The 11,997-nt window shown below is 44.8% G+C and carries 11 protein-coding genes; 5 read left to right on the forward strand and 6 right to left on the reverse strand.

All coding sequences use genetic code 11. From position 1 onward, the window contains the following. Positions 1-96 precede the first annotated feature (96 nt). The gene (locus R7F64_RS17115) at positions 97-1,314 is read right to left on the reverse strand and encodes a response regulator (protein ID WP_005380276.1); all 1,218 of its coding nucleotides are present in this window, start codon (positions 1,312-1,314) and stop codon (positions 97-99) included. 187 nt (positions 1,315-1,501) lie between these two features. Here R7F64_RS17115 and R7F64_RS17120 point away from each other — a divergent pair, with 187 nt between their 5' ends. Both R7F64_RS17120 and dinB read left to right on the forward strand, forming a co-directional pair. Further along, positions 1,502-1,735 (forward strand): DUF2789 domain-containing protein, encoded by a 234-nt coding sequence (locus R7F64_RS17120; RefSeq protein ID WP_005380277.1) that lies wholly within the window; start codon positions 1,502-1,504, stop codon positions 1,733-1,735. A gap of 76 nt (positions 1,736-1,811) precedes the next feature. Further along, positions 1,812-2,876 (forward strand): DNA polymerase IV, encoded by a 1,065-nt coding sequence (gene dinB / locus R7F64_RS17125; protein ID WP_025768236.1) that lies wholly within the window; start codon positions 1,812-1,814, stop codon positions 2,874-2,876. Here the strand turns inward: dinB and R7F64_RS17130 are convergent. Continuing rightward, positions 2,873-4,798, reverse strand: coding sequence for an ATP-dependent DNA helicase RecQ (locus tag R7F64_RS17130; RefSeq protein WP_318071923.1), 1,926 nt, complete (start codon positions 4,796-4,798; stop codon positions 2,873-2,875). The two genes, dinB and R7F64_RS17130, sit on opposite strands and share 4 nt — an antisense overlap. A gap of 76 nt (positions 4,799-4,874) precedes the next feature. On the opposite strand from R7F64_RS17130, the gene R7F64_RS17135 reads away from it, so the two are divergent. Together R7F64_RS17135 and R7F64_RS17140 are read left to right on the forward strand one after the other, a co-directional pair. After that, positions 4,875-5,354 (forward strand): GreA/GreB family elongation factor, encoded by a 480-nt coding sequence (locus R7F64_RS17135; protein WP_213894075.1) that lies wholly within the window; start codon positions 4,875-4,877, stop codon positions 5,352-5,354. Positions 5,355-5,415: 61 nt separating this feature from the next. Next, positions 5,416-6,159 (forward strand): YggN family protein, encoded by a 744-nt coding sequence (locus R7F64_RS17140; protein WP_318071924.1) that lies wholly within the window; start codon positions 5,416-5,418, stop codon positions 6,157-6,159. Between the two features lie 91 nt (positions 6,160-6,250). Here R7F64_RS17140 and R7F64_RS17145 read toward each other — a convergent pair whose 3' ends face one another. Beyond that, on the reverse strand, positions 6,251-8,797 hold the full coding sequence (locus R7F64_RS17145; protein WP_262653219.1) for an Ig-like domain-containing protein: 2,547 nt from the start codon (positions 8,795-8,797) through the stop codon (positions 6,251-6,253). Between the two features lie 378 nt (positions 8,798-9,175). On the opposite strand from R7F64_RS17145, the gene R7F64_RS17150 reads away from it, so the two are divergent. Further along, complete coding sequence (locus R7F64_RS17150; RefSeq protein WP_005391763.1) at positions 9,176-10,540, forward strand: sodium-dependent transporter; 1,365 nt, start codon at positions 9,176-9,178, stop codon at positions 10,538-10,540. A gap of 104 nt (positions 10,541-10,644) precedes the next feature. On the opposite strand, the gene R7F64_RS17155 is transcribed toward R7F64_RS17150, so the two are convergent. The 3 genes from R7F64_RS17155 to R7F64_RS17165 form a co-directional block, all read right to left on the reverse strand. Next, complete coding sequence (locus R7F64_RS17155; protein ID WP_005380289.1) at positions 10,645-10,836, reverse strand: DUF4250 domain-containing protein; 192 nt, start codon at positions 10,834-10,836, stop codon at positions 10,645-10,647. Continuing rightward, positions 10,836-11,042 carry a YaeP family protein gene (locus R7F64_RS17160; protein ID WP_005391765.1) on the reverse strand — a complete coding sequence of 69 codons (207 nt, stop codon included), beginning with the start codon at positions 11,040-11,042 and terminating at the stop codon, positions 10,836-10,838. Before R7F64_RS17160 ends, R7F64_RS17155 begins: the two co-directional genes overlap by 1 nt. Before the next feature lie 111 nt (positions 11,043-11,153). After that, on the reverse strand, positions 11,154-11,822 hold the full coding sequence (locus R7F64_RS17165; protein WP_318071925.1) for a tellurite resistance TerB family protein: 669 nt from the start codon (positions 11,820-11,822) through the stop codon (positions 11,154-11,156). Positions 11,823-11,997 lie beyond the last annotated feature (175 nt).

Genomic DNA, 11,997 nt, shown 5'->3' on the forward strand with positions numbered 1-11,997 from the left:
CAGCTAACCAAAGCTCAGATGTCCGAGAAAGAGCCCAATACCGTGTTTTGTTGTTTCTTTCTCTCATGTTACAGAGCAAGACCACACTGATAGTCATTAGGACGAAGAAATGATTTGGTTACGTCCGTTCTCTTTGGCCATGTAAAGTCGCTCATCCGCCACTTTTATTTGTTGTTCCAGCTCCCCCTCGATGTTGCTTACACCAATACTCGCGGTCACAAGAATGTTTTTGTCCAAATAAGTTATTGGCGTTTTTTCTATGCGCTGTCTCATTTGTTCTAAGCGTGTTAGAAAGCCGTCATAGTCGCCACTGGCTTGAATACAAAACTCCTCGCCACCAAGCCTAGCGACAATATCATTTGGAAAATAGATTTTTAGAATATTCGCTATCATGACTAACACTGCATCGCCGCCCTCATGTCCGTGTGTATCATTTACTTGCTTAAAGAAATCGATATCAAGCATCGCGATGTTTCTTTGAGCGTTTTCTACATGGGGTTGCTCAAACAGAAAGCGGCGGTTCCATAAGCCCGTTAGCGCATCTTGATTTGCCATTTTAAACAGTTCAGATGTTGCGTCTTTGATATCTAACAGTTGGTGAATACGGCAAAAAAATTCTTCTTGATTAAATGGCTTGTATAAAAAGTCATTGGCCCCTGCTTTTAGAAACCTAGCCGTCATGGTCTTAGAGTTACTACCCGACAAGCCGAGAATGGCTAATTGATTTTTATCCCACTTCCGACGTAATTCACGCACCATAGTAATGCCATCTTTAACGGGCATATCATGGTCGGTTAAAACGAGAGTGATATCTGGATTTTGCTCGACAAGCTCTAGGGCTTTTTGCCCATTGTCAGCTTCCAACGTCTGAATATATTGATGCTCCAAAAGTTGGGCAATGTGTCTTCTTACGGTGTGTGAATCATCAACGACTAAACATTTGTGTTGTTGATTGTTGGTTAGTCGCTTGAGGAGTGGTAATAGATAGGAAACGGACGCCATGCTGTCTTTCAAAATATAGTCGAGGACACCTTTTGCAAGCATCTTTTCGCGAGTGTCTTCTTGAAATCGAGCCGTTAAAACAATGACACGATGACCATGTTCCAAAACGAGGTCAATAATCTCGCCATCTTGAGCATCCGGTAAACAATAGTCTAAAACCGCACAGAAGAGGTCCTGTGCTGAAGATAACAAGTTCTTTGCCTCCGCGTAGCTTTCCGCTGCGATGACCTCATAACCAGCTTGGCTTATTGTTTGGCAAAGAAAGTTTTTAAATGCACGACTATCTTCAACAACCAGAATCTTATTACTCAAGCGCAGTCCCCAAAATTAATTGTTTAAAATCAATGATAACTAAAATTAAACTTATCGCCATCAAAAAACACATGTCAACCAAAAGTAGAACAACTACTCAAATGTTTGACACGCATCCGTTAACATCACATCATTATTCCTGTCTTAGTTATATAATTATGTTTAGCTAACGTAGGGAGAAAGTAGTATGGAAATGCATCAACATGGTATGGCTGAGCTATTTCAACAACTGGGCCTCGGTAGCTCTCCTCAAGAAATGAAAGATTTTATTAATCAACATCGACACAAAAGAGATTCTGCGCCTTTACATGAAGCTAGCTTTTGGACGATGTCACAGGCGAACTTTCTAAAACAAGCCATCGAAGAAGATGCAGATTGGGCCGAATTAGTCGATCAATTGGACGTAATGCTTCGAGATTGACGTTCGCTTAAACACGCCCATTTCTCTTCAGGTAGATTTGATTTATACTGTTTTTTTGAACAGTGCTTTGATGGCTATGTCAGATCGAATTAGAAAAATTATTCATGTCGATATGGATTGTTTTTATGCTGCCGTAGAGATGAGAGATAACCCCAGTTACCGTGGCATTGCACTCGCTGTTGGCGGACATGAAAAGCAGCGTGGAGTGATTAGCACCTGTAATTATGATGCGCGTAAATATGGTGTTCGCAGTGCAATGTCAACGGCGCGCGCGCTGCAACTCTGTCCTCATTTGTTGGTTGTGCCCGGTAGAATGCATGTATATAAGCAAGTCTCTCAGCAGATTCGTGCTATTTTTGAGCGTTATACGCCTATCATTGAACCTCTCTCATTGGATGAAGCATACCTCGATGTCACGGACTCGACAGCTTGCCGTGGCTCCGCTACGTTGATCGCAGAGTCAATTCGCCGCGATATCTGGAGTGAACTTGGGTTGACGGCATCGGCGGGCATTGCTCCGATAAAGTTTCTTGCCAAGGTCGCGTCAGACATGAACAAGCCCAACGGTCAGTTTGTGATTCCGCCAGAGAAAGTCCAAGAGGTTATCGATAGTCTTCCGCTAGAGAACATTCCTGGTGTGGGGAAGGTGAGTCTTGAGAAGCTCCACCAAGCCGGTTTTTATCGATGTGAGGACATTAAAAACAGTGACTATCGAGAGTTGTTGAGGCAGTTTGGTCGTCAGGGTGCCTCCTTATGGCAGCGAAGCCATGGAATTGATAATCGAGAAGTCGTTGTTGAGCGCGAGAGAAAGTCCGTCGGTGTGGAAAGGACATTCAGCCAGAACATCGCAACCTATGATGAATGTTGGCAAGTGATTGAGGAGAAACTTTATCCTGAACTCGAGAAACGTTTAGAGCGTGCAAGCCCAGATAAGTCGATTATTAAACAAGGTATTAAAGTCAAATTTGCCGACTTTCAACTGACAACAATTGAGCACATCCATCCGCAATTAGAGCTTGAGGACTTCAAGATCTTGCTAAGAGATATTCTTAAACGCCAAAATGGACGGGAAATTCGCCTTTTAGGCTTGAACGTGATGCTCAAGCCCGAAGACCAAGCGCGTCAATTGAGCTTTTTTTAGGCCCTTACCGTTTCTACCTGCGTTAATACCTGCTCAAAACTTACATTTGCCATTGCACCATAACCTGCTAGCTTTGAGGCTTTTAGCTGGCTAATCAAAGGAGTGCTGATTCCGCACAAGAAGCGAGCAACGGCATCATTACTGATGGCCGATGGGGAAAGCTGAATAAACTCCCGCGCCCATATCGATACTTGAGATTGTTCAATATCTTCAGGTTCTGGTGCTGTGAATGTGGCGACGTGACCACGACACACGGAGCAGTGACCACATTGCTTTGGTGCATCGTGATCCGCAAAGTAGTTCGCCAATTGTGAGCTCAAACAGTGCTCGGACTGGAACAAGTGCAGCATGGTGTGGATTCTTTCGATATCTTTGCTTTCTTTGGATTGGAACAGTTCATACAGTTGTTGGATTAAAACATCCGAGCTCTGTTTGGTTGGCATAACTGAGTACACGTCCGTCAGTTGTTTGCTCTCTAGTTCTATCCAGCCGTTCTGGTGAAAATAGTCGAGCGCTGCGACAACTCGGCTGCGTTCCGATTGATAGTTCATCCATAGCGCTTCTAGATCAACTTTGCACCACACTTTGGCTTTTTGCGAGCAGGAGAAAATAGCCTCCACAAATTGACGTCGCTCGCCTTGAAATTGATTCACAATAAATTGCTGATCGTGCAAAAACTTAAACCGATATTCCGCAAAGTAACTGTACTTTGCTTCAATGACGTTATGTAGCTCCAAATAAACCAACAAGGTTTTGAGTGGCAATTGGCGGATATTACTTTCACGCGACAAACGCAGTGGCACTACCTCCCATTGTGGAGCATGTTCTTTCGCTTGCTCGACTACATAGTTAATTGACGTAAATTCTGGTGTGTCACCATAGACAAAATTCTCCAACACCGTTAAGCCGGACGTATTGCCTAGCAGAATACACTCAGAGCGTTGCCCGTCCCTGCCTGCACGTCCAATCTCTTGTGCGTAGTTCTCGATTGATTTGGGTAAGTCGAAGTGAATGACGCGGCGAATATCAGATTTATCGACTCCCATACCAAATGCAATCGTTGCAACAATACTGTCAATTTGGCCATCCATGAACTGCTGTTGGATTTGTTCACGAACGTCGCTTTTCATGCCAGCGTGGTATGCGTGAGCGTTAATGCCAATATGGATTAATGACTTTGCTACTCGTTCTGCTGTTTGCTGCTGCGTCACGTATACGATGGTCGGAAGCTTAGGTGAAGAGGCGATGATCTCACTGAGCTGTTCTTGTTTCTTTGTTTCCTCACACGGGATCACCGAGATATCCAGATTGGGGCGGTAGAAGCCTGTAACGGTAATATGTTCACTGGCAATATCGAACTTTTTTTGCATGTCTTCAATAACTGCAGGCGTTGCCGTTGCGGTGAGAAGTAAAGACTGTGGGATGTTCAGTTCACGTTGATATTGCGGTAGTTTGAGATAATCTGGACGAAAGTTATGCCCCCATTCGGAAATACAGTGCGCTTCATCAATGACCATCAAAGAAATCGGTACTTGGCGAATGAATTCACGAAAACGCTCGTTTTTTAGCCGCTCAACAGAAATCATCAAGATTTTGATTTGTCCATTCTTCACGCCAGCCATGACCTGTTGTGCTTCTTCTCTACTTTGACTGCTATCGATAGAAGCGGCCGCGATTCCTTTACTTTGTAAAAAGCTCAGTTGATCCTTCATTAACGCCAACAACGGAGAGATCACCAACGTAAGGTTGGGTAATATGGTTGCAGGTAGTTGATAACAGAGTGACTTCCCCGAGCCTGTAGGAAAGATTGCCGCAGCAGAGTAACCATTCATAACGGCTTCAATAACGGGTTGCTGACCTTGGCGTAATGAGTCAAAACCAAATACAGATTGAAGTGTTTGATGCAGCGAGTCACTTTGCATAATAGGGAAACCTTTCTTTGATGGTAAACTTGGCTACATTAACACACCCCGAATACTAAACGCGCGTCCTAAAAGTATGAACAAAGCTGACTTAGTCCAAATTATCATCCAACATCTGGAAGAAAAACTTCAAGTTGCCCATGCATCGGCTCAGCGAGCGATCGATGCCGCGACAGATGAAGAAACTGTTCCCGAGCACAAGTACGATACATTGGCACTTGAAGCCGCGTATCTTGCTCATGGACAAGCCATGCGAATCCAAGATAGTGAAGAGGAATTGCGTCAATATCGTTCTTTAGTGACTCGCGACCTTAAGAATGCGCCTGTTGGTGTTGGCGCTTACGTTGTTCTCGCAGATGAGAATTTGCTTGAAAAGCACTTCTTTGTAGGCCCTTGCTCTGGTGGTTTGACTGTTCAATATCAGGCTCAGGAAGTCTTTGTCTTAACAGCTAAATCTCCTCTGGGTCGAGCGTTGTTCGGAAAAGAAGAAGGTGATGAGGTTGACGTGAAAATAGGAGATAAAACAACTTGTTACGAAGTCGTGACGGTTTGCTGACATCTCATGTATCACTCAGTGTTATGTTTAACACGAGTAATGTTAAATAAAAGAGAATGACATGAAAAAGCTTTTTACACTCTCATTGCTGATGGTCAGTGCTACTGGTTATGCAGCGCAGTGTCGTGTGGACATCAATAATGAAGTCCGTATGGATGGGCAAAGCTTGGAAATTCGCCAAACGACAGGTGATAAAGCCGTCGTGGATGAAGATAACAATCTATTCATCAAAGGTGAGTTAATTGAACTCAATGCCGACCAAAAAGCGGCAATTGAAGACTATCGCGAAAAAATGAACGCGTATATTCCACAAGCAAAGCAGTTGGCGAGTGATGGTTTAGCGCTTGCAAATGACATCATCGATGATGTCGCGGAAAGCCTAGACGCACCTGGCGTGTTTGATAACGTCAAAGTCGCAGTACAGGACTTTTTCGCTGATGTTGAATCACGTTACTACAAAGATGGTGATTTCATTCTACCAGCGGAAAGTTTTGAGTCCATGACACAAGGGTGGACTGAAGACTTTGCAAAAGCACAAGAGATCTTCAATAAAGAGTTTTTAGCGAGTTCGTTGGATGCTTTATCGAAAAAAATGAAGGAAGAGGGGGGAATAAACCTCACTGCATTATCGGAGAGTATGGCTGAACTCAGCGCGAAAGTAGAAGAGCGTTTAGCTGAGCATTCGAAAGAGGTAGAGCAACAAGCAGAAGACTTGTGTGACTCGTTGGATGACATGGCAGGGCAAGAAGACGATTTGTTGAAGAAAATCCCTGAGCTAAAAGATTACCGAGTATTTACGATTTAATTACTCATTAAAAAAGTAAAAACTCGATGAGATAAAGAAAGAGAGCACTATTGTGCTCTCTTTGCGTTTTACTCGCTTGTTCTTTGGTTGCTTATTGCGCGTTCATCTCGGTGAGCTTATCGCCGACAGGTTTTGAGAAGTTAAAACCATCATGCTGATCCCAGTTGATAGACCATGTCATTACTCCTGCATAATTCGGGTAATTGAACGCTGGCTTAACGGTGCCACATGAAGTGCCTTTGGTTAAACAATCTAGTGCGTTGATAATATTCTGTGTTGGAGCCTGCCCTGAATTTGCCGAGCTAGGACCTGAAGGTAAACCGATTGCGACTTGATCATCGCGCAATGGTGCAAATTGAGTGCCGTCGGCCAACTCAAAACCTTCGATAAGCATTTTAGATTGCGCTACCATCATATCCACAGAGCCTTCTGGTGCACTGCCTGGCAGGTATGGGTTTGGCAAACCGCCGTTGTTATATAACTGGACGTGAAGCAAGTCGAGCGTGCTGCGTGTCTCGTTAATCACAGGGATGTACGCCCCCCAAATACCGCTATAAGCCACATAACCACCTTGAACATAAGGGTGCTCAGGCGCCATGGTTAGGTACATATCTCCACCCATGTTTTGCTCTATTTGAAGCAAAGCACGACCAAGGCGAGCTTGAATTTGCGAGCCATGAACTAAGTTAGAACCACTCTCTAAATCCACATCTAGACCATCAAAGCCCCACTCAGCGATAAGACCTGTTAGGCTAGAGACAAAGTTGGCTTCATCTTGGTCGGTATTCAGCGTAATCGTGCCTTCTGCGCCGCCAAGAGAGAGAACAAACTTCTTACCTTTAGCTTGAAGCGCTGCCATGTCCTGCTTGAATTGTGTTGGATCGAGTGCTGGACAATCGCTGTAAATATCGCCTGAATATAGATTAAAGTGCACGGTGCCATCACTGTTGCGATCATTTTCAGCAAAGGCAATATCAATCACATCCCAAGCATCTGCCATATCCGCTAGACGAATTGGACAGCCCGCTCCATTTACAAAATTGTGCCAGTAACCGATGAGTTTATGGCGTTTCTCTACTTGCTCAACCACCGTTATTGCAGCGGCGTCAGACAGTGCATTGCTTCCCGACAAATCCACAGCTTGGGCGCTAACTGTAAAGTTACCAAGTGCAGTTGGTGTCCAGTTGGCTGTGTAAGGTGCTGTGGTATCGGTTGCAACAATAGAGCCGTTGATCATGAAATCAACGTGTTTAATGCCTGAAGTTAAAGACGTTGCATCGGCGCTTAATGCGAGACTTTCGCCTAATCCGACGGTTTGACCGCTGCTTGGTGAAGTCAGAGAGACGACCAAATCTTTATCGCTGACTTCCACACCAACCAGGGACTCTGACGTGTTGTTATCATTATCGGTTGCGACGGCTTTAAGCTGGTTAGCGCCAATAAGTGTGGCGTTCCAAGTAACGGAATATGGTGCTTGAGTGGTGACCCCTAAGCTGGTGTTGTTCGCAAAAAACTCAACTTGCGTGACTGTGCCATCAGCATCGCTTGCGTTTGCCGTGATTTCGTTATTGCTGCCAGCGAGCACGACTTGTCCATCCGTTGGTGCCGTAATGGTAACTTGCGGTGGTGTCGAACAAGCACCTAGGCCACTCCAAGCATCTTGCCAGTATAGCCCTTCACCAGGCTCGTAAGCCCATGTCGCATCCGAGGAGCACCAACCAGCAACATCACAACGATATTTTTGGTTGAAGTGAGAAACCAGGTCGCCAGCTTGATAACTTGTGCCTGCCACATAAGGTACTGCATCTGCACATCCGCCCGTTCCGGTTTCTGAATTACTAATAACCAGCGCTACTTCTTGGCTCATCGTTGCGAGGTTTGTATCATCAGTCGCTTGTGCTTTGAACGAGTATGTACCTGGACTAGCGGTCCATTGATATTCGTAAGGTGCGCTAGTATCAATGGCGACAGATTGATTGTTTACGAAGAACTCAACTTGTGTGACCACACCATCAATATCGTCAGCTTGAGCGGCTACGGTTAGGTTATCGCCTACATTAAGCACTTCTGTGCCTACTGGGCTTGTCAATGAAATGCTTGGGGGCGGTAATTCGACTTGTGGTTGAACTTGGATAGAAATCGTCGTGGTGCTAACAGCTCCCTCATTATCTGTCGCAATTGCGGTCAATTGCGAGATCCCTTCAATAGCGGTCCAAGAAGCTTCGAATGGTGCTTGAGTTACCACAGCAACGGTTTGGTTGCCTGCAACAAACTCAATTTGTGTGATTTGGCCATCTTCGTCAGCTGCGTTGGCTAACAAAGTGATCGCACTGCCTTCGGGAATTTGTGCGTTGTTTATTGGAGAGGAGAACGACACCGTTGGTGATAAATTGTTGCTTCCACCATCACATTGCCCTAACGCTTTCCATGCTTCCCAAGATCCTGAGTTGGTCACGGGATCATTGCCTTGCGTCCAATATGCAGCCTCATAAGCGGCTCCTTGCGTTTTTACTAAAGCGCCCGATGTATAAGTCGCAGTGCTGTCCCAGTCGGGTAGACTTTGACAGTTATAGGCTTGAGCTTGGTAGCTGGCGCTGAGTGCTACAACCATCGCTCCGTGAAGTAGGGTGACCTTCATTTTCCTCTCCTTGAATCATGGGTATAAATGAGAACAGAGTAATAACTAGCTGATAAATAGACATTAGGGGGAAAAAGCGAAGCACAATATTCTGCTTTTCGACACAGTGTCACGAGGAACAGTTCGTCCCTTACACCAGAGCTCATTATTTTTCGGCTCACTTCACGGCAGAAGGATTGGTAAAATTCAGCCACGTAAAACGAACAACAGTCGCGAGGCTTTTGAGCGATGAATATGAGATGTACGTTAAAATTTACAAGCTGAATGACTACAAATTGTTTCAACTGTCGAGGATTTAACCGAGGTGCTCTTGTTGAATAGTGAATATTGCTATAGTGTACTAGTTAGCTAGTTCAATGATATTTTTGTGTGAGTAGTATGACACAGCAAACCTCTTCTCAGCCTCGCGAGCATTTTGGCTCTCGTCTCGGGTTCATCTTAGCTGCCGCAGGTGCCGCAGTTGGCCTTGGCAATATTTGGGGCTTCCCAACTCAAGCAGCCAGTAATGGTGGCGGTGCTTTCCTGTTAGTTTATTTGGTGATGATTCTTATCGTCGCATTTCCGATGCTGGTGGTTGAAATGGCGATTGGTCGCCATGGTCAAGCCAACCCTGTAGACAGTATGCGTGCAATCACAGATAACCCTGCCGGTAAAAAGCTCGGCGGCATTGTGGGTTGGATTGGTTTAAGCGTACCAAGCGCTGTCTTAGCGTTTTATTCAATTGTTGGTGGTTGGTTGATCTGCTTTTTACTGGGTGCAATCACAGATCTAATGGGGTTAGAAGCTGCAACTCAATGGCTAAAGGGCTTTAGTGTTGAACGTAACTTGTTCGGAACCATTACTTTTTATGTACTGACGATTCTCATCGTACAAGGTGGCGTAAAACAAGGTATTGAGAAGTGGTCCACACGTTTGATGCCAGCATTGTTTGTTCTGTTTGCTCTACTGTTTGCTTACATCATGACGCAAAACGGTGCGATGGAAGGTCTGAAACATTACCTAGTGCCGGATTTTGAAAAGGTATGGGACCGCAAGTTGATTCTTGCTGCAATGGGACAGGGCTTCTTCTCGCTTACGATCGGTGGCTGCTCAATGTTGATTTACGGATCTTACTTGAGTAAGAAAGAAAACCTACCAAAGATGGCGATGAACGTGACCATGGTAGATACTGCCGTTGCTTTCATTGCAGGATTAGTGGTGATGCCAGCGATGTTTGTGGCAATGCAAAAGGGCGTTCAAATCTATGCAGAAGATGGCTCTCTATTAAGCTCAGATACGTTAGTGTTTACGGTATTGCCACTAATGTTTGATAGTTTAGGTTTGCTTGGTCAATTATTCTCTATTGTGTTCTTCTTATTGCTGACGATTGCGGCGCTAACGTCCTCCATTTCAATGTTAGAGTGTCCAGTGGCTTTAGTGAGTGAGCGCTTCAATACTAAGCGCAGCGCAACGAGCTGGGTTTTAGGTGGTCTCATTGCCTTGTTCAGTGTGGTGATTGTTTATAACTTTGGCGCTCTGTTTGGTATGGTCGCGACGGTTGCTACTCAGTATCTACAACCAACCGCTGCGCTCTTATTCTGCTTATTTGGTGGTTGGGTATGGAATCGCAACTCAAAAATCAAAGAGCTTGAGCAAGGTTGCCCGGAGTTTACGCAAGGTTGGTTTGGTAAGTTATGGCCTGCGTATGTGAAGTTTGTATGTCCAATTCTTGTGGCGACAGTCATCTGGGCTTCATTTGGCTAACCGAGACGTCTATCGAATAAAAGAAAAGGGCTTGATGGTAACTCATCAAGCCCTTTTTCATATTGGTTATTCTCGTTTCGGTTATCCGCCAAGCATGGTGTGGATTAACGGAATTGTCCTGCTTCTGGAAGAAAGTCAAAACCAGCAGAAGCCAGTTTTGTCTCCAGTGCTGTGCGCTCGATATCGAAGAAAGCCACCAGTTTATCTAAGTCACCACCGAAGTCGTCGCGTAGCTTCATATTCACAATGCTCATCAGCATGACAGGATCCATGGATTCAAAGTTCGCTAGATTCATTACTTATCCTCAAAATCTGAAATCAGTAGGTTTGCCGCAGCAAATGCCGCTTTTTCACGCACTTCTTTAGGCAGGGACTCATCCGCTGCAACATCGTTCAGTGCTTTAACTGCACATGAAATTGCTTGGGGAATATAAGCTTGATCGCCACTACCAATCTGAGCATAAAGCTCACGAACCAGTTCACAACAGCCGTATACTTGCATGTTTTCTTTCCACTAAATGATAACTTATCTCAATATACACACAGCGGATTTGAAACTCAAAGTACAGAGTTGTTTTGGCTCAAGTTGAAGGTTTGCTTGAGCGAGATTTAATCACTGCATTTGTGCTTCTAACTGCTGAGTGACTTCTGGTGAAAGTTGAAGTTGTTTTGCTAGTTCTTGCAGATACGCTTTTTCCATAAAGTTTTGTTCATCAGCGACGATCAAAGACGCTAGGTAAATTTCTGACGCTTGTTGAGGAGAGGTCGCCTGATTAGCAATTTCAGCAGGATCAAGCGGTTTGTTTAACTCTTGCTGAACGAGGTGACGAACGTGCTCATCTGCGCCCATATCCGCGAGAGCTTGTTCAATGCGCGCCATTTCCTCTTCATCAACGTGACCATCAGCTTTTGCAGCTCCAATCATTGCTTTTAAAATTAAGACACTGTGTTTATTGTCATCGGGGTCAAAGGTTTCTTGAACACCTTGACCGGACTGTTTGGCTTGCCAGTCGTTATAAACTTTGTAGGCTAATGCTCCAAGCGCAGCAGCGCCACCAACTTTTAATGCGCCCGAGCCTATTTTCTTGGTCATTTTTTTACTTTTCTTCGAGCCCATCAGCATACCGATAAGGCCTCCGCCAACGGCACCTGCTCCTAGCGTTTTCAGGCTACTTGAGTTTGATGAGGATTTGATGTTGTTAGTTTGTTTACCTAACGCATCAGCCCCTTGCTTGAGTAAGTCTGATTTGAGTGCTTGGTTTAGAAGACTTTTTAAATCCATAACTGACCTCCTTTAGATGATGAAATCAGTTTAATAGCAAGAAGCTGAACCAAAGATTAACAAAGTGAATAGATCTAAAGGGGAGTAGTAAGGTTGCCCAGTAATAAAAAAGGGCTGACCGAAGCCAACCCTTTCTAATTATTTGAAATTACTTCAAATGCGAACTCGTCGAGCG

This window comes from Vibrio sp. Vb1980 (assembly GCF_033338615.1).
Classification (GTDB): domain Bacteria; phylum Pseudomonadota; class Gammaproteobacteria; order Enterobacterales; family Vibrionaceae; genus Vibrio; species Vibrio alginolyticus.

Bases quoted from the DNA above. Each gene is read 5' to 3' on its own strand.
- R7F64_RS17135 (WP_213894075.1), top strand. From the start codon at position 4,875: ATGAACAAAGCTGACTTAGTCCAAATTATCATCCAACATCTGGAAGAA.
- R7F64_RS17120 (WP_005380277.1), top strand. From the start codon at position 1,502: ATGGAAATGCATCAACATGGTATGGCTGAGCTATTTCAACAACTGGGC.
- R7F64_RS17160 (WP_005391765.1), bottom strand. From the start codon at position 11,042: ATGCAAGTATACGGCTGTTGTGAACTGGTTCGTGAGCTTTATGCTCAG.
- R7F64_RS17150 (WP_005391763.1), top strand. From the start codon at position 9,176: ATGACACAGCAAACCTCTTCTCAGCCTCGCGAGCATTTTGGCTCTCGT.
- R7F64_RS17165 (WP_318071925.1), bottom strand. From the start codon at position 11,822: ATGGATTTAAAAAGTCTTCTAAACCAAGCACTCAAATCAGACTTACTC.
- R7F64_RS17145 (WP_262653219.1), bottom strand. From the start codon at position 8,797: ATGAAGGTCACCCTACTTCACGGAGCGATGGTTGTAGCACTCAGCGCC.
- R7F64_RS17130 (WP_318071923.1), bottom strand. From the start codon at position 4,798: ATGCAAAGTGACTCGCTGCATCAAACACTTCAATCTGTATTTGGTTTT.
- R7F64_RS17140 (WP_318071924.1), top strand. From the start codon at position 5,416: ATGAAAAAGCTTTTTACACTCTCATTGCTGATGGTCAGTGCTACTGGT.
- dinB (WP_025768236.1), top strand. From the start codon at position 1,812: ATGTCAGATCGAATTAGAAAAATTATTCATGTCGATATGGATTGTTTT.
- R7F64_RS17155 (WP_005380289.1), bottom strand. From the start codon at position 10,836: ATGAATCTAGCGAACTTTGAATCCATGGATCCTGTCATGCTGATGAGC.